The 15,879-nt window shown below is 64.7% G+C and carries 22 protein-coding genes and 1 pseudogene; 11 read left to right on the top strand and 12 right to left on the bottom strand.

The annotated features are described in order from the left end of the window. The first annotated feature begins 353 nt into the window (after nucleotides 1-353). The 3 genes from ACVIYL_RS26390 (at nucleotide 354) to ACVIYL_RS26380 (ending at nucleotide 1,649) form a co-directional block, all read left to right on the top strand. Nucleotides 354-686 (top strand): hypothetical protein, encoded by a 333-nt coding sequence (locus ACVIYL_RS26390; protein WP_371852101.1) that lies wholly within the window; start codon nucleotides 354-356, stop codon nucleotides 684-686. Nucleotides 687-782: 96 nt separating this feature from the next. Next, a complete protein-coding gene (locus tag ACVIYL_RS26385; protein ID WP_028337177.1) occupies nucleotides 783-1,076 on the top strand; it encodes a hypothetical protein in 294 nt (97 codons plus the stop codon). A 291-nt stretch (nucleotides 1,077-1,367) separates the two neighbouring features. Further along, nucleotides 1,368-1,649, top strand: a complete 282-nt coding sequence (locus ACVIYL_RS26380) for a hypothetical protein (RefSeq protein WP_456780225.1) — start codon at nucleotides 1,368-1,370, stop codon at nucleotides 1,647-1,649. A gap of 30 nt (nucleotides 1,650-1,679) precedes the next feature. On the opposite strand, the gene ACVIYL_RS26375 is transcribed toward ACVIYL_RS26380, so the two are convergent. The 5 genes from ACVIYL_RS26375 to ACVIYL_RS26355 form a co-directional block, all read right to left on the bottom strand. After that, on the bottom strand, nucleotides 1,680-2,177 hold the full coding sequence (locus ACVIYL_RS26375; RefSeq protein ID WP_076825662.1) for a GNAT family N-acetyltransferase: 498 nt from the start codon (nucleotides 2,175-2,177) through the stop codon (nucleotides 1,680-1,682). A 34-nt stretch (nucleotides 2,178-2,211) separates the two neighbouring features. Next, nucleotides 2,212-2,643, bottom strand: coding sequence for a DUF1801 domain-containing protein (locus ACVIYL_RS26370; RefSeq protein ID WP_253607867.1), 432 nt, complete (start codon nucleotides 2,641-2,643; stop codon nucleotides 2,212-2,214). A gap of 59 nt (nucleotides 2,644-2,702) precedes the next feature. Then, nucleotides 2,703-2,936, bottom strand: a complete 234-nt coding sequence (locus ACVIYL_RS26365; protein WP_076825666.1) for a hypothetical protein — start codon at nucleotides 2,934-2,936, stop codon at nucleotides 2,703-2,705. A gap of 199 nt (nucleotides 2,937-3,135) precedes the next feature. After that, on the bottom strand, nucleotides 3,136-3,567 hold the full coding sequence (locus ACVIYL_RS26360; RefSeq protein ID WP_057018633.1) for an SRPBCC family protein: 432 nt from the start codon (nucleotides 3,565-3,567) through the stop codon (nucleotides 3,136-3,138). After that, nucleotides 3,564-3,887 carry an ArsR/SmtB family transcription factor gene (locus ACVIYL_RS26355; protein ID WP_016846748.1) on the bottom strand — a complete coding sequence of 108 codons (324 nt, stop codon included), beginning with the start codon at nucleotides 3,885-3,887 and terminating at the stop codon, nucleotides 3,564-3,566. Before ACVIYL_RS26355 ends, ACVIYL_RS26360 begins: the two co-directional genes overlap by 4 nt. Before the next feature lie 460 nt (nucleotides 3,888-4,347). Between ACVIYL_RS26355 and ACVIYL_RS26350 the strand changes: the two genes are divergently transcribed. Further along, on the top strand, nucleotides 4,348-5,433 hold the full coding sequence (locus tag ACVIYL_RS26350; RefSeq protein WP_253604643.1) for an IS4 family transposase: 1,086 nt from the start codon (nucleotides 4,348-4,350) through the stop codon (nucleotides 5,431-5,433). A gap of 578 nt (nucleotides 5,434-6,011) precedes the next feature. Continuing rightward, nucleotides 6,012-6,764, top strand: coding sequence for a carbonic anhydrase (locus tag ACVIYL_RS26345; RefSeq protein WP_253607866.1), 753 nt, complete (start codon nucleotides 6,012-6,014; stop codon nucleotides 6,762-6,764). Between the two features lie 216 nt (nucleotides 6,765-6,980). On the opposite strand, the gene ACVIYL_RS26340 is transcribed toward ACVIYL_RS26345, so the two are convergent. Both ACVIYL_RS26340 and ACVIYL_RS26335 read right to left on the bottom strand, forming a co-directional pair. Continuing rightward, a complete protein-coding gene (locus ACVIYL_RS26340) occupies nucleotides 6,981-7,766 on the bottom strand; it encodes a 2-keto-4-pentenoate hydratase (protein WP_253607865.1) in 786 nt (261 codons plus the stop codon). Between the two features lie 108 nt (nucleotides 7,767-7,874). Further along, nucleotides 7,875-8,903 carry an SDR family oxidoreductase gene (locus ACVIYL_RS26335; protein ID WP_456780224.1) on the bottom strand — a complete coding sequence of 343 codons (1,029 nt, stop codon included), beginning with the start codon at nucleotides 8,901-8,903 and terminating at the stop codon, nucleotides 7,875-7,877. 98 nt (nucleotides 8,904-9,001) lie between these two features. On the opposite strand from ACVIYL_RS26335, the gene ACVIYL_RS26330 reads away from it, so the two are divergent. Continuing rightward, nucleotides 9,002-9,430 (top strand): winged helix-turn-helix transcriptional regulator, encoded by a 429-nt coding sequence (locus ACVIYL_RS26330; protein ID WP_152977807.1) that lies wholly within the window; start codon nucleotides 9,002-9,004, stop codon nucleotides 9,428-9,430. Nucleotides 9,431-9,460: 30 nt separating this feature from the next. Here ACVIYL_RS26330 and ACVIYL_RS26325 read toward each other — a convergent pair. The 3 genes and pseudogenes from ACVIYL_RS26325 to ACVIYL_RS26315 all read right to left on the bottom strand — a co-directional run bounded on the left by ACVIYL_RS26325 (nucleotide 9,461) and on the right by ACVIYL_RS26315 (nucleotide 11,693). Continuing rightward, nucleotides 9,461-10,268, bottom strand: a pseudogene (locus ACVIYL_RS26325) (phytanoyl-CoA dioxygenase). A gap of 238 nt (nucleotides 10,269-10,506) precedes the next feature. Next, the gene (gene dksA / locus ACVIYL_RS26320) at nucleotides 10,507-10,872 is read right to left on the bottom strand and encodes an RNA polymerase-binding protein DksA (RefSeq protein ID WP_170991616.1); all 366 of its coding nucleotides are present in this window, start codon (nucleotides 10,870-10,872) and stop codon (nucleotides 10,507-10,509) included. Nucleotides 10,873-11,081: 209 nt separating this feature from the next. Then, on the bottom strand, nucleotides 11,082-11,693 hold the full coding sequence (locus ACVIYL_RS26315) for an NAD(P)-dependent oxidoreductase (RefSeq protein ID WP_253607862.1): 612 nt from the start codon (nucleotides 11,691-11,693) through the stop codon (nucleotides 11,082-11,084). A 104-nt stretch (nucleotides 11,694-11,797) separates the two neighbouring features. On the opposite strand from ACVIYL_RS26315, the gene ACVIYL_RS26310 reads away from it, so the two are divergent. Then, nucleotides 11,798-12,184, top strand: a complete 387-nt coding sequence (locus ACVIYL_RS26310; RefSeq protein WP_028337693.1) for a winged helix-turn-helix transcriptional regulator — start codon at nucleotides 11,798-11,800, stop codon at nucleotides 12,182-12,184. A gap of 51 nt (nucleotides 12,185-12,235) precedes the next feature. Here the strand turns inward: ACVIYL_RS26310 and ACVIYL_RS26305 are convergent, their stop codons facing one another. After that, the gene (locus tag ACVIYL_RS26305) at nucleotides 12,236-12,649 is read right to left on the bottom strand and encodes a flagellar assembly protein FliX (RefSeq protein WP_057016669.1); all 414 of its coding nucleotides are present in this window, start codon (nucleotides 12,647-12,649) and stop codon (nucleotides 12,236-12,238) included. 268 nt (nucleotides 12,650-12,917) lie between these two features. Between ACVIYL_RS26305 and ACVIYL_RS26300 the strand changes: the two genes are divergently transcribed. From ACVIYL_RS26300 to ACVIYL_RS26285, 4 genes are all read left to right on the top strand, one after another. After that, on the top strand, nucleotides 12,918-14,042 hold the full coding sequence (locus ACVIYL_RS26300; RefSeq protein WP_038385504.1) for a flagellar basal body P-ring protein FlgI: 1,125 nt from the start codon (nucleotides 12,918-12,920) through the stop codon (nucleotides 14,040-14,042). Next, nucleotides 14,042-14,398, top strand: a complete 357-nt coding sequence (gene flgJ, locus ACVIYL_RS26295) for a flagellar assembly peptidoglycan hydrolase FlgJ (RefSeq protein ID WP_375166678.1) — start codon at nucleotides 14,042-14,044, stop codon at nucleotides 14,396-14,398. Before ACVIYL_RS26300 ends, flgJ begins: the two co-directional genes overlap by 1 nt. A 19-nt stretch (nucleotides 14,399-14,417) precedes the next feature. Then, nucleotides 14,418-14,921, top strand: a complete 504-nt coding sequence (locus tag ACVIYL_RS26290) for a hypothetical protein (protein ID WP_456780223.1) — start codon at nucleotides 14,418-14,420, stop codon at nucleotides 14,919-14,921. Between the two features lie 160 nt (nucleotides 14,922-15,081). Then, nucleotides 15,082-15,468, top strand: a complete 387-nt coding sequence (locus ACVIYL_RS26285; RefSeq protein WP_028337698.1) for a hypothetical protein — start codon at nucleotides 15,082-15,084, stop codon at nucleotides 15,466-15,468. Between the two features lie 18 nt (nucleotides 15,469-15,486). Here ACVIYL_RS26285 and ACVIYL_RS26280 read toward each other — a convergent pair whose 3' ends face one another. Beyond that, on the bottom strand, nucleotides 15,487-15,852 hold the full coding sequence (locus tag ACVIYL_RS26280; RefSeq protein ID WP_016846761.1) for a hypothetical protein: 366 nt from the start codon (nucleotides 15,850-15,852) through the stop codon (nucleotides 15,487-15,489). Nucleotides 15,853-15,879 lie beyond the last annotated feature (27 nt).

The following is a 15,879-nucleotide window of genomic DNA, read 5'->3' as shown; positions in this document are numbered from 1 at the left end:
ATCTCGTCGCGAACCTAGGCGCGGCGCGGTGTACCAACACGGCCCTCGCTAGCTCCCCTGGCGAGGGCCGTGGCTTTTTGTGACCGGTGGCGTGCGCCGGCGCGGTCGCCGCGCGCAGTCCGATACCGCTTCACGAAAGTCGCGCCATCGCCTTGTCGGTTCGTTAACCCTCGCAGCAGCGCACAGTAGAAGTCCCGGCGCTTGCAACGTAGGGAGACGACAACGCAGGGTTTTCTGTTTGTATGACGGTCATGCAAAGAGACGGACGATATGCGGCGTGGTTCCGGACGCCGCGGGGCGAAGGCACCGGAATAGTCCAGCTTGCAAATGGCAGGATCTCGGGCGGTGACGCCATGTTCATTTATGGCGGCACCTACCAGCTCGATCAGGACCGCTTCACGGCGACGCTGACGACGCATCGCTATGCCGACGGCCCGTTCACCACCGTGTTCGGATGTGACGAGGTCGAGGCGCAGCTGACCGGCTCGTTCAACGGCAACCGGGCGGTGTGCTCGGGCACGGCCAAGCAGGCCCCCGGCGTGCTGTTCGAAGCCACGCTGTTTCTGCAGCAACAGGAGCCGGAGCCCGCCCCCGGCCCAAGGACCACGACTACGCGCGCGGATGTGGCGAGGCTGCCGAAGCTCCCGGGCCGGCGCACGACGGTCGTGAGCAGGCGTTTCAGCTAATCCGTCCGCAATCCCGATGGCGTCGCCACCCGGTCCGGCGTACGATCGCGCATGCGCGAAGCGCAGCCCGATCGATGCAGCCGGAAGGAGGAACGCATGTATGCCGCCATCCGTCACGCCAAGGCGAAGACCGGTAGCGCCGAGGAACTCGCGCGCCGGATCAAGGAAGGCGCAATCCCGATCATCAGCGACGTTGAAGGCTTCATGGCCTATTACGTGGTCTATGCCGGCGACGATACCGTCACCGCGATCAGCGTCTTCAACAACCATGCCGGCGCCGAAGAGGCCAACCGCCGCGCGCTGGCCTGGATCGATGACAATCTCGGCCCATTGCTGGTCGGCCAGGCCACCGCGGTTGCGGGTCCAGTGATCGTGCATACCAAGGCATAACGGCCGCAACCGGGTTGCGGGTCCGGTGATCGTGCATACCAAGGCATAACGGCCGCAACCGGGTTGCGGGTCCAGTGATCGTGCATACCATAGCCTGAAGGCCGCAACCGGCAAACTTCGCCCGGCAGAAGCTGCCGGCTGCGCGTCGTGCGCGCGTGGCAGCGTCGCGATCCCGTTGAAATCACGGCTGCAACGGATGGCACGCCATTTGCTCCACGATTGCAGCATTGCAATGGGGACTGCGCGCGCAGATGACGTCGATCTCGGCCCTTGGATCGGGTCACCGCCAGCATGACGACTGGCACATTGAAGAAACCGCTGACCGCCGACGCCACCGGCGGCAGCTCGCTCGGCGACACCGTCGAGCAGGAGTTTCTCAAATATGCGCAGATGAGCCCGATGGACCGGATGCGCGCGAACATCCTCAAAAGCATGGGCATGTCGGAAGAAGATCTCAAGAACATGACGCCGGATCAGCGCGCCGCGGTCGAGCAGAAGATCAAGGAGCTGATCGAGCAGGCGTTCCAGAAGAACGCCGGCAAGGCCGGCCAGGCGGTCGACATCTCGGCCTAGCTTGCCTGCGCGGGAGCGCGACGGCCGCATTCACGCGTCGGGCCTGTCGCTCAGGACAATGAAGACCTTGCCGCCGAAGTCGTATCGCGCGACCTCGCGCATGCCGAGCCGCAGATGCGCCTTGAGCGAACGCGGGTTGTCTTCCCTGATGAACAGGATCGCCTCGCGGCCGGGGAACGTCGCCTGAAGCTTCGCGTACAACGCATCCAGCACGCCAAGGCCGCGCGCGTCCCGCGAGACGCAAACCGGACCATAAACATACGCATCTGCCCGCCCCGGCCAGGCCTTCAGCATGGCCTGCACCGGCGGCGCCTCGCCATATCCCTTCTCCGACGTCAGGAGCGCGCCGAGCAGTCTGCCCTCATCGTCGGTCGCGACGACGATCGATTGCCCGCTTGCAATGCGCGTCTCGATCACGTCGCGCGGCCATTGCCCGAGCAGCATGCCACCGTGCTCCCCGTTGTTGGCCGTCAACAGCGCGGAGATGGCGTCCGCATCGGACAATGTGGCGAGCCTGGTCTTGATCATCGCGGATGGATCGCGAGCACCATGGCGGCGCAGCTCACGCCTTCTTCTTTGCGGTCGCGCGGGTACCCGCGGCCTTCTTTGCCGGCTTCTTCGCAGATTTCCTGGATTTGGCCTGGTTGAGTTCGATCGCAGCACGAATGAGCGTCTTCAGCGCAGGGGCGTTGATCTTGTCGCCCTCGAACAGATCGATCGCGCGCCGCGCATTGCCCTCGAAGCCGGTGTTGAACAGCTTGTCGGGGTCGGGCAGCTGCGCGCCATACATGAAGGTCAGCTTGACCTTGCCCTTGTGGGCGTTGCCGACCGCAATGATGCCGTCGCGCGACCACACCGGGCTGCCCATCCACTTCCACTCCTCGATGATCTCAGGATCGGCGGCGAGGATGCTCTTGCGCAGGCTGGCGAGCGTCTTGCCGCGCCAGTCGGTGAGGTCCTCGATCATCTGGTCGATACGTTCCGATGCCGTCATTGCTGTCTCTCGCGCCTCATCCGCCCCAAGTCGTCACGTCAAGTCGTCACGTCATACAATCACACTTGGGACGCGGACGTCGATCCCCCATGCTGACGCCGCGGCGACAGATATGGCAACGCGAACAGATAAAGGCCGCTGAGCAGCATGAAGATCAGCGGGAACAGCGCTAGCAAGCCGATCCAGACCGCCTGCTGCTGCAGGACCATGGCGACGATGTTGATGATGACGGCGACCGTGAAGGCGATCGAGAGCCAGCGGTGCGATTGCCGGATCCAGTTGTTCCAGTTCAATGTGACCTCCTGTTGGTGAGTGAATGATCCAGCGTCATTGCGAGGAGCTCCCGACAAAATTGCAGAGCAATTTTGCGCTGAAGCGACGAAGCAATCCATCTATCCGTGTATGCGGCACGATGGATTGCTTCGCGGAGCCTGTCATCGGGCGGCGCTATGCGCCGACCCGTTGGCTCGCAATGACGAGAGAGAGAGGCCGTCAACCTTGCCGCGCCATCAGCTGATCGAGATTCTCGAGGAACTGCTTCCATCCGGCATGAGCGCCGCCATAGGCCTGCTTCTGATGCGGCTGGAAGCCGGACTGCTCGACGCGCAGATGGGTGCCGGTCGCCGTCGGCGTCAGCGTGAAGACCACAACGCTCTCGAGATTGTAGGCGGCATCCGCATGCACGAAATTCCAGGTGTAGGACAGCGTCCTGTGCGGCTCCACAGCGAGCACCTTGCAGTCCAGCACGCCGCCCCACTCGCCGCGCAGGTTGAAGCTGTGCCCGACCTCGGGCTTGAAGTCGTTCTTCATCAGCCACTCCTCCATCAGATGCGGTTGGGTCAGCGCGCGCCAGAGCTTTTCCGGCGGATGAGGAAATTCACGCTCGACGATCGCGGAACGCGTTTCAGCGGTGGTCTTGTTCATTGGTCCATCCTTTTGAGGAGATCTTCGAGGTGGTCGAACCGGTTCTGCCAGAAGCCCGCCATCTGGCTGGTCCAGTCGATCAGCGGCGCCAGCGCGCCGAGTTGCGCGCTGTAATGGGTCTGCCTGCCTTCATGGCGGTCGCGCACCAGCCCGGCCTGCTTCAGCACGCCGAGATGCTTCGACACCGCCGGCTGCGAGATCCTGGCGCGGGCCGTCAGCGCGCCGACGGTCTGCTCGCCCTCGCGGCACAGGCGCTCGAAGATGGCCCGGCGGGTCGGGTCTGCGAGGGTTCGAAACAGGATGTCGTGAGCGTCTGGCATTTGCGATCAATAACCCATTGGTTATGGATTAACGTATAACCATCCAGCTATGGATAAGTCAACCGCAAACTTCGGCGGCTCGACAGCGGCCGCTCCACCTGAGGCTTTCCGGCTCGATGGCACAACAAGACCGCCCGCGCCTTTCATAACCCGCAGGTTATCCGGTGGCGGCGATCGGCCCGTCGGGCAAATCCGGGCGGAACGAAGAGCAAAGCTCGGGCAAATCATGTCGCGAGAACGCGGAAGTTTGACTCACAACGCGCGCAACACATTCAATGTCGTCCTGGCGAAAGCCAGGACCCATTACCCCAAATGAGAGTTGTTGCGCGATGCTGGGGCCACGATCCCGTTCATCATCAGGTGCGGTGGTGGGTCCTGGCATTCGCCCATAGGCGCTAAAATAGGATTTGCGCCTTGGATTCGCTTGTGATTCCAAGATGGAATGGCACACGAATCGCTTGTGAACAAAGATTGGGCGCGCGTTGTCGCCCGACTTGGCGGAGCCGAGGCTCTGAACATTAGCGCGCGCAAGACGAAGGCGTTTGTCCGTCCGCGGGAGATCAGCAATGCGGTCGACTTGCTGCGCCTGATCTTGGCTTATTGCCTTGGTGAGAAAGGGCTGCGGTTGACGGCGGCATGGGCCACGTCGGTTGGGCTTGTCGATATCTCCAACGTGGCTCTGTTGTATCGCTTACGTCAGTGCGGAGATTGGCTGGCAATCTTGGTCGAGCAGGCGCTTGCCGCCGCGGCGCCGAAGGCGAGCCGCGGTCGTCTGATCCGTATTGTTGACGCCACGACGGTCCCCAAGGCTGGGACGAGCGGCAGGAACAAGAACGCAGTGTGGCGTATCCATAGCGCGTTCGATCTTCCGCAGGAGCGCTTTGGTCACTTCGAACTGACCGATCAGCGAGCGGGCGAGACGCTGGATCGGATACCGGCGGTTGCCGGTGAGATCCGTCTTGCCGATCGCGCCTATCTGCAACCGGAGCGCATGGCGCATCTCGTCGATGCCGATGCGGACTTCGTGATCCGGGCCGGCTGGAAGAGCGCGCGCTGGCTCGATGCCGAAGGTAATCTTGTTGACCTCACTGCCGAACTGCGCAACGCCTCGGCGCGTGGCCTGATCGATCGGCCGATTTGGATAAAGCGCAAGTCAGGTGCGCCGCCGCTCGCAGTGCGTCTGGTTGCCGCGAAGAAGCCGGCGCAAGCTGCTGCGGCTGCGCGACGCAAGGCGCGCCGGACTGCACAAAAGGGAGGTCATCAGCTCTCCAGGCAAACACTTGACGCCGCAGATTGGGTGATCCTGGTGACCTCACTCAGGCCAGAGGACTTCACGACTGCAGATATCCTCGCCCTCTATCGGCTGCGATGGCGCATTGAGCTCGGCTTCAAGCGGCTGAAAAGCCTGATTGGCCTGAAGGGACCTCCCGGAACCGACGAGCGGTCCGCCAGACCCCATATCCTCGCTCATCTGCTGATCATTCTATTGCTCGAGCCGCTCGTCGACGAACTCGAAGACTCTCCCCGCTTGGCCGACGCCGCCTGACCCACCCAGTGACGTGGCGTCTGCTGCGCCAGCTCGTAGCTTCGCTACGGCAAGCGATCATTCCACAGCCCGCAATCGCTCTACTCTGCAGAGCCAGTCACGCTCTCCGGCGACATCTACGCGAGCCACCCAGACATAAGCGCCACTATCAGACTATGATCAAACTATCTTAGCGCCTATGGGCATTCGCCAGGACGACGATCGTGTGTGTGGAATCCGCTCTGTTATCACCCGGCTCGCCGCCTCCGCTGAAGCTTCGGCGCGCCAAGGATGCGTGGCCTCGTCGAAGCCTTGGCGAAGACGGGACCGGGCGATCCAGTACGCCGCGGCCTCTCGGATCAAGCACAGCCGTCTCTGCAATACTGGATCACCCGCTTTCGCTTTAGCGGGTCATCACACCGCGCTGTTTGACATCTTGAATTGCGACTCGTCCTCACCGTCATCCCTGCCTAGTGCGCAATTGCACATGGGAGCAGGGACCGAGCATGAAACCGTGTCGTTGCGGTGGCACTGCGCATGATCTACAACCTTTGCACGGACGCGATTGCTATTCCCGGATAATTTTACGGAGATTTTTGATGTGCCAGCTTTGCGAAATCACAGCTCCCACCCAGACCTCCCGGCGCCGCTTCCTCGCTGCCGCGGCCTGCACCGCAGCCAGTCTCGCCCTTGCACCGCCGGTTTCCGCCAAGGAAACCAAATCGCCGCCGAAGCCGCAGAATGTGCTGGCGCCGGACGCGGCGCTGGAGCGGCTGGTGAAGGGCAATCTCCGCTATGTCGAAGGCGTCTCGCGGCGGCATGATTTCAAGCACGAGCGCGAGGCGCTGGCCGGCGGACAGAATCCGTTCGCCGGCATCCTGAGTTGCGCGGACTCCCGCATCGCACCGGAATACGCCTTCGACACCGGCCGCGGCGATCTGTTCGTCTGCCGCATCGCCGGCAATTTCGCCAGCGACGAGACCATCGCGAGCCTTGAATATGCATCGGCCGTGCTGAACGTGCCGCTATTCATGGTGCTCGGCCACGACAGTTGTGGGGCGGTCGACGCCGCCATCAAGTCGCTGAAGGACAACACCACCCTGCCCGGCCATCTGCCCTCGCTGGTCAATGCGATCGCACCGGCGGTGAAGGCGACCGAGGGCAAGGGAGGCGACCGGCTCGCCAACGCCATCAGGCAGAACGTCATCGACAACGTCGCGAAGCTGAAATCGGCGACGCCGATCCTTAGCGCCGCGGTCGATCAGGGCAAGCTCAGGGTGGTCGGCGCGGTCTATCGGCTGACCGACGGCAAGGTCGAGCTCGTCACAGACGCCAAGCGGCCGACGACTTGAAAGTCAGGTGAATTCAGTAAAGTCAGGTCAAGGTCGCAAGGTCGCGCTGCACACTCGGTGTCGTCCCTGCGAAAGCAGGGACCCATACCCCGCAGCGGCTGTCGCGAACCGCGCTCGTCGCTCCCGCGCCGCGCAACAATCAGCATTTGTGGTTATGGGGCCCTGCTTTCGCAGGGACGACGTCCTTATGTGGAGGCAGGCTCGCACAACGTCACCTCACGTAAACGCCGCTTCCACGTTGCCGAGACCGTCGAGCTCCATCACGACCGTGTCGCCCGCGTTCAGCCACACCGTCTTGACCAGGCTGCCGGTCAGCACGATCTGGCCGGCATGCAGGCCACGGCCCTCAGTGGCGAGATGATTGGCGAGCCAGGCGAGCGCGTTGTGGGGATGCCCGAGCACGTCGGCGCCGGTGCCGCGGCCTTCTTCCTTGCCGTTGACGATCGCGCGTCCCGCGACCGCGCGCAGATCGGGCACGGTGATGCGCGGCACCTCCTCCCCGAGCACACAACCGGCGGCGAAGAAGTCGTCGGCAATCAGCGTCGGCGCGCCCAATGTCTCCCATTTGACGTAGCGGTCGTCGACGATCTCGATCGCGGGATAGTAGGCATCGATCGCTTCCGCGACCCATTCGGCGGTAAACGGCGCCTCGCTGGGAGCGAGATTGCGGGCGAGCCGCACCGCGATCTCGCACTCGACGCCGACATGGACGAACTCGGCCGCCGGCAGCCGCACGCCACTGTCATGCACGACCTTCTCGAACACGCCACCGACGCAGGGGTGCGGGATGTTGATATATTCCTGCATCACCGCGCTGGTGCAGCCGATCTTGTAGCCGACGAGGCTGCCGACGTGTGGCTGCATCAGAGCGTGCAGCGCGTACTGCACCTGATAGCCTTCGGCCTCGTCGCGCGGCACCACGTCCTTCGGAAGCGCCTTGAGCGGCGCCCGGCTGCGGCGCGCGCTGGCAATCGCCTTTGCGGCCGCGAGGACCCGATCCATCTGCGCAGCCTCCCTGGTGTTCTCGGCGGCGCGGTGGCGCCTCCGTCTGCTCGCTGCAATTCAGCACTCGCCGACGCGTCTGGCAAGCACGCTGCACGGGAGCCGCCGTCAGGCCTTGACGAGGCCGAGCCGGATCAGGCTCTCGGCGGTCGCGACGATCATCTCCTCATTGCCGCGCGGGCGCCAGCCGAGCAGGTGCTGCGCCTTGGCGCTGGTCGCGCGGCGCACCTTGCCGAGCAGCGGCAGCGCGGCACGGGCCATCGGGTTGCGCCGTGCGGCGAGCCGCATCATCCAGTCCGGCGCCTGGAACCGCGGCACGCGCCGCGCCTTGCTGCCGAGCTTTGCGCGCAGCACCCGGGCGACCCCGAGGATCGACATGGTCTCGCCGGCGACCGCCAGGAAGCGCTCACCGCGGGCCTCGGGCGACATCATGGCGCGCAGATGCAGGTCGGCGACATCGCGCACGTCGACGAGCCCGAAATGGATCCGCGGCACCACCGGCATCGCGCCGTCGAGCAGCGCCTTGATGATGCCGATCGACTCGGAGAAATCGGCACCGAGCGCCGGGCCGAACACCGCGGTGGGGTTGACCACGGCAAGCTCGAGGCCATTGCCTTCGCGCCCCACGAAATCCCAGGCGGCGCGCTCGGCCAGCGTCTTGGATTTCGGATAGGCCTGCACGCCCTCGCCATCGAGATTGGACCACACGGTCTCGTTGAACGGCGCCGCCTGAGGCGGATGGCCGTAGCCGATTGCCGCGAACGACGACGTCACGACCACGCGCTTGACGCCTGCGTCACGCGCGGCGCGCAACACCCGCAGCGTGCCTTCCCGCGCCGGGACGATCAGCTCATTCTCGTCCTCGGGCACATAGGCGCCGAGCGGTGATGCGACATGCAGCACGTAGTCGCACCCGGTGGCCGCCTCGCGCCAGCCATCGTCGCGCAGCAGGTCGGCGGTGACGAAGCCGACCTGGTCGGGCGCCAGCGCGCCACCCTCGCGCAGCATCGCGATCACGTCGTTGCTGCGACCCGGATTGCGCACCGTCGTTCGCACCGCGTGCCCGTCGGCGAGCAGCTGCAGAATCGTATGCACGCCGATGAATCCCGATCCGCCTGTGACCAAAACCGTGCTCATGTCCCTGCCCTCTTCATGGTTCGGCGGATGGGCCCAACATTGCACTGCCCGCCCTGCACAGGCCGCATCTGGTCACTATCTGACCTTGGACAAGTAGGATGAAATTCGAGACCGGTATGGAAAACAATACCAGCGATATGTGTGACGGCGGTGAATGCGAGAGCTGTCCCACCGACCCCAATGTGCTGATCGAATTCAAGCACGCGATCCACGCGCTCGGGGGAAAATGGAAGCTCGAGATCCTGTTCACGCTGATGAATGGCGGCGTGCGGTTCGGCGCGCTGCGCCGCGCGCTCGCGCCGATCACCCAGCACATGCTGACCGCGCAGCTGCGCGAGCTCGAGCGCGACGGCCTGGTGGCGCGCAAGGTGCTCGCCGAGAAGCCGCTGCAGGTCGAATACGAGCTGACGGATTCGGCCTGGAGCCTGACGCCGGCTTTCCGCGAATTGCTGGCATGGTCGAAGACGTTCGGCCCGCGCCGTCAGGCGGAGGCAAGCGAGGCGATACTCGGAGCCGGGTTGGCCTGAATATCGCCTCGCCTTCAGATCGGCGTCCGATCACTCCATGCCAAGCGCCTTTCGGATCGCGATCTCGACCGGCGAATACGCGCCGTCCGCACGTTCCAGCCGGTACGGTTCGCCGGCAGCGAGCGACGGCTGGGCCATGAAGCGCGGTGTCGTGCCCCGATGCTTCTGCGCGGCATGCACCAGCAACGGATGGCACAGATAGACCGTGCCGGCCTCCCCGGTCGCGAGCGCGACCTCGCAGTCGGCGCCGACATCGTCGAGCACCATGCGTGCGCGCCCGGCCTCGCCCGCCGGCGCGAGGTAGCGGGCCATCGGCCAATGCGAGCCGACCCTGATCCGGGTCGGCGCGTCGTCCTCGCCGACGTCGGAGAACAGGAACAGCAGCAACAGCGCCCGGCCGCGCGAGACGACATTGGCGCCGCCAGGCGGAGAAGTCGCTGCGCTCGTTGGGGTCGCAATCCTCGCCGGGGAAGCTGACGTCGATGTGCCAGCCGGCATCGCCGGGATCGTCCGGATGCGGGAAGCGCACCGGAAAGGTTCCGATGTCGTCGCGCGGGCGCCAGCGGCCGGGACCGGCGATCTGATCGAACGCCCGGTGCAGCAGCGGCGTGTTGATCGCCTGCCGGAACGGCGCGCCGCCGTAGCCGGGCAGCCGGATCACCGGGCGCGTCCAGGTCGCAGGGTCGTGCTCGCTGCACGGCAGGTCACGCCACATGATGGCGCGTCCCTGGTCGGCGAGTTCCCGGGGAAAGGCGCTGTCGATCCGGACAAAGCCCTGTTGGATGAATTGCTCGATCTGCGCGCCGTCAAGCGCACGCGCGTCGTTTCGATGGGTCATGATTGTCTCTCAAACTGTCGCCAGCCATCGATGCTCCGCGATGCGCGGAACCTGACCGGCTCATTCGGTTTCACTGGAATCCCAGGAGCGAAAGCTCGTGGGGCCGCTCAGCGCTTCCAGGAGGAAGCGGGATCAGCCCAGCAAAAACACCGAAGCGATGCTGAGAGTGCGTGTCATCATGGCGGCGCGAACGTACAACCGGTACGCGCCGGCAGCAATCCGTGGCGATCCGTCGCCACTATTCGTCGCGATAGACCTTCTCGCGCTTCTCGTGGCGTTCCTGCGCCTCCACCGACAGCGTTGCGATCGGGCGGGCTTCGAGCCGCTTCAGCGAGATCGGTTCACCGGTCTCTTCGCAATAGCCGTAGGTGTTGTCTTCGATGCGCTGGAGCGCCGCGTCGATCTTGGAGATCAGCTTGCGCTGACGGTCGCGGGCACGAAGTTCGATCGCGCGGTCGGTTTCCGAGGACGCTCGGTCCGCGAGGTCGGGATGATTGACGTTCTCTTCCTGCAACGTCTGCAACGTGACCTTCGATTCGCGGAGGATTTCATCCTTCCAGGCCAGCAGCTTGGCGCGGAAATAATCGCGCTGCCGCTCATTCATGAAAGGCTCTTTTTCAGTCGGCCGGTAGTTCTTCAGCTTTTCCAAAGGCAGCCCTGTCCCTGTCAGGCGGAGGGAACACAACTCCTCCGCGCGGCGCCTTATATAGCCACGTCATGTGACAGACAATATCTGCCACCGCGAAAGGCGGGCCGCCCCCAAGGCCTTGCACAGGCAAACTTATCCGCCCTGCCCGGGGACGGCCCTGCCCCTCAATAGCCGACCGTGAAACGCCGGCGGATATGGGCCGGGCGCTCGATTTCGTCGGCGAGTGCAACTGCGAAATCCTCGAACGAGATCGAGCTTTTGCCGTCGGCTGCGGTCAGAAGCTGGTCGGTTCCGAGGCGGAACTTGCCGGTCCGCTCGCCGGCCACGAACAGCGCCGAGGGCGACAAAAAGGTCCAGTTCAGGTCCTTCTCCTGGCGCAGCAGGTCGAGGAATTCAGCCCCCTTGGAGGCCTCGGCCTTGTATTGGGGCGGAAAGTTGGGGGTGGTCACCAGGCGGACGCCCGTCGCCACCTCGAGGCTGCCGGCTCCGCCGACCACGAGATAGCGGCCGACCCCGGATGCCTTGGCAGCCCCGATCAGCTTGGCGGGGTCGCTGACCAGGAAATGGATCGAACTGATCGCGGCATCGTGGCCGGCCCACAGCGCGGCCAGGGCGGCCTGGTCGTTCGCGTCACCCTTGCGGGCGGTGACATTGGGCAGGCTGGCGATCTTCTCCGGGCTGCGGGCGATGGCGGTGACGGCGTGGCCGCGGCGGGCGAGTTCCGCGGTGATACGCGAGCCGGCCTGGCCGGACGCGCCGGCGATGGCGATCTTCATCTCAAGTCTCCGATTGATAGTTTCCAATGGTGACTAGATAGCGAAAAGGATGTAGGTGTGAAGAAGGCACTCTCGCCTCACCTGATCACGCCGGAGTAACCGCGATGAAAGCCACGAGCCTCAAGCCGGACGCCTATGCCGCCAATTGCCCGACGCGCCAGATCCTCGACCGGGTCGGCGACAAATGGGCGGTGCTGATCCTGCTGCTGCTGCGCAGCGAGCCGATGCGCTTCAACCAGCTCCGACGCGCCATCGAAGGCATCTCGCAGAAGATGCTGTCGCAGGTGCTGAAAAGCCTGGAGCGCGACGGGCTGCTGCGCCGCCGGGCGATCGCAACGGTGCCGGTGACGGTGGAGTATTCAATCACGCCGCTCGGATCGACGCTCGCCGAAGCCGTCGACCCGCTGCGCGACTGGGCCGAACGGAATCTGAAGGACGTGCTGGCCGCGCAGCGTCGCTACGACGCGCAGCGCAAGGCGCTGGCGGCCTGAGGCACCTGCAGGCACTGGCGGCGTGGGACAGGTGAGTTGATCGGGAGGAGCCTAGTATTGCCCGGCCTTGGCGAGCTCGACCTCGACGCGCAGTTCGATCTCACCGAGCACGGCATCGAGACCGGGATCGCCGGAAGATTCCTTCAGGCTCGCCGCGGCGTCACGCAGCCGGTTCACCGTGGAGGAATCGAAATTGCCGGACAGCAGACCGAGCTTGAGCGCATCGAGCACGTCGAGCGCGCCCTTGCCGCGGGCCACCGAGCGCTTGCGGCGCTCGGTCGGGTCCTCGACGCCCTGCAGCGCGAGCAGCGCATCGAGGCTGGCGGCGGCCTTCGGCGCCGCGGTGGAGCGGACCTCCTCCTGCGCGGTCGTCGCATCCGGCAGCGAGAAGCCGCTCGACGAGGTGCGCCGCGTGGCGCTGGTGGACGTGCCAAGCGTGGTGCCGTTCGGTCCGTAGATGCGCATCGTCGTGATGATCCCGCAGGCCTGAATGGGCCGAGCATCGCTGTTTTATGGTTAACGGCGCGTAAACGACCCGGCAATTTCTGCCGCCGCGCGGCAGTTTCGCGCTCCCTGGCGAACCGGAGCAAAATGACGGCCAGACAATTTCGATAAATATATCAACGCATTGCCCAAGCGAAGCGGAGTGGCACGCAGCTCGCATGGTTAATGGCGGATCGCCGTCATGGGAGTGTCGTGGGATCCGCGAGTTCAGTTCGAGGGGAGCATCGGGATGCCCGGCATCCGCATCGCAAATCTGTTCGGAGTGGCCTGCGCCGCGCTGCTGGCGCTGGCGGCCTCCGTCATGCCGGCGGCCGCGACGTCGCGGATCAAGGATCTCGCCAATATCGAGGGCGTGCGTCAGAACCAGCTGATCGGCTACGGCCTCGTGGTCGGCCTCAACGGCACCGGCGATACGCTCAACAACATCCCCTTCACCAAGCAATCGCTGCAGGCGATGCTCGAGCGCATGGGCGTCAACATCCGCGGCGCCACCATCCGCACCGGCAACGTCGCCGCCGTGATGGTGACCGGCAATCTGCCGGCGTTCGGCACCCAGGGCACGCGCATGGACGTCACCGTCTCGGCGCTCGGCGATGCCAAGAACCTGCAGGGCGGCACCCTGCTCGTCACCCCGCTGCTCGGCGCCGACGGCAATGTCTATGCGGTGGCGCAGGGATCGGTGGCGGTCGCCGGCTTCGCGGCCGAAGGTGCCGCCGCCAGCGTCGTGCGCGGCGTGCCGACCGTCGGCCGGATCGCCAACGGCGCCATCATCGAGCGCGAAATCGAATTCGCGCTCAACCGCCTGCCCAATGTGCGCCTCGCGCTGCGCAACGCCGACTTCACCACCGCCAAGCGGATCGCCGCTGCGGTCAACGACTATCTCGGCGTCAAGACCGCCGAGCCGATCGATCCCTCCACGGTGCAGCTTGCGATCCCGACGGAATTCAAGGGCAACGTCGTCGCCTTCCTGACCGAGATCGAGCAGCTGCAGGTCGATCCCGATCTCGTGGCGAAGATCGTGATCGACGAGCGCTCCGGCATCATCGTGATGGGCCGCGACGTTCGCGTCGCCACCGTCGCGGTCGCGCAGGGCAATCTCACCGTCTCGATCTCCGAGAGTCCGCAGGTCAGCCAGCCCAATCCGCTGTCGCGCGGCCGGACAGTCGTGACGCCGCGCACCAGCGTCGGCGTCAGCGAGGACGGCAAGAAGTTCGCCGTGGTCAAGGACGGCGTCTCGCTGCAGCAGCTGGTCGACGGCCTCAATGGCCTCGGCATCGGACCGCGCGACCTCATCAGCATCCTGCAGGCGATCAAGGCCGCCGGCGCGATCGAAGCCGACATCGAGGTGATGTGATGGCGAGCCTGATCAACAGCACCACCGGCAGCATGCCGAACAACGCGTTGATGCCGATGTTCAACGGCCGCCCCGATCCCGTGCTGCAGGACGCGCTGAAGAAGGTGACGCCGCAGCAGGCCGCCAAGGCGAAGGCGACCGCGACCGATTTCGAATCGATGTTCCTCAATTCGATGTTCTCGCAGATGACGACCGGCCTGAAGGGCGATGGCCCGTACGGCGACACCGTCGGCACCGGCGCGTGGCGGTCGATGCTGACCGACGAATACTCGAAGAATTTCGCCAAGGCCGGCGGCGTCGGCATTTCCAACGAAGTGTTCCGCTCGCTGATCCTGCAGCAGGCGAACAAGAGCTAGGGTTTCAAGGAGCAGCGCGATGAACCAGCGTCCACAGCAGCCGCGGCCAGTAGCATCCGCCTCCGCCGCGCGGTCCGCGACGTCGACGCCGCCGGACGTCGCGCGTCTCGCCAACGAGCTGACCGACGTGATGAGCGGCCTGCTTGCCGTGATCGAGCAGGAGACCGAGTTCGTCCGCGCCGGCAAGATCCGCGAGAGCATGCGGCTCGAGCCGCAGAAGTCCGAGCTGTCGCGGCGCTACATGCTCGCGGTGGAGCATCTGAAATCGATGCAGAAGGTGCTGTCGCAGACCGATCCCGAGCTGCTCGCGACACTGCGCCGTCATCACGAGACGTTCCGCGCCATGCTGCAGGTCAATTTGACCGTGCTTGCAACGGCGCACGCCGTCTCCGAAGGCATCGTGCGCGGCGTCAATGCCGAGGTGCAGCGCCGCAACATTCCGAACACCTATACCGCAAGCGGACAGCGCGCCACGCCGGGCCCGCGCAACATGACGCCGATCGCGATCAGCCGCACACTCTGACGCCTACGCTTACAATTTAGCTCAATTCGACGCCGCCCCGGCAGCGCGGCATTCAGCGTGTTTTCTAACAGCCTATTGAGAGGTTCCCCGTAGAGTTGCGGACCGTGAGGGGTTGGGATTTGACTCAAGCAAACTAGTGCCTGTGCACTACGAGGCTGCCATGAGTACAGATTTCAACATCAAGCCGGTGGGGGCACCGGTCGCGGCGCCGATGGTCTCTCCCACGAGCGATACGGCGCAGAAGGCGGTCAAGACTGAACTGCCGGCGAGCCAGAGCGTCACCGCTCCGGAGCCGAGCGTGCGCGTCACCATCGATCCCAACGCCGTCAACGCATCGATTTCAAATCAGGCTCCGTCGGTCAGCGACCAGGTCATCATCGACCGCGACGCGCGCGCCGTGGTCTATCAGGTGGTCGATAATCGCACGAATTTGGTGGTGAGGCAGTTTCCGGAAGAAGCCGTATTGCGCCGCCGCGCCTATTTCCACGCGCTCGATCTCAGCAAGGACGCGCCGACGCGGGTGCGCGCCACCGATCGTCGCGCCTAGGCGCGGAGCAACGACCGCTCAGGTCTTCTGCGTGGCGTAGGCCTTGTCGAGATAGGTCGCTCCGGTGGCCGGATCGGTGACGACATTGGCGATCAACGCCGTCCCCTGCTGCACCAGCGCGAACTTGGTGTCGCCGATCCGGAACCCGCCATCCTTGATCAGCACGTCCTGATACTTGCTGGTGCCGTCGCTCTGGTAGTGGACCTTGGCGCGGAAGCCATCGACGTTCGACACCGAGATGTTGAACGACTTGTTGTTGGCGTACTTGCCGCTCCAGCTGCCCTCATAGAGGTTCGGATCGACGGCCACATAGGGCGTCTTCGACGGGACCGTCAGGCCGGCGGCCTTGTAGTTGGCCGACAGGATGCTCAACACGTCGGCCATGCCGAGGGCTCCGTCAGGAATCGATCG

This window comes from Bradyrhizobium sp. USDA 3315, assembly GCF_054056795.1.
This window is presented reverse-complemented; position numbering and strand designations above follow the sequence as displayed.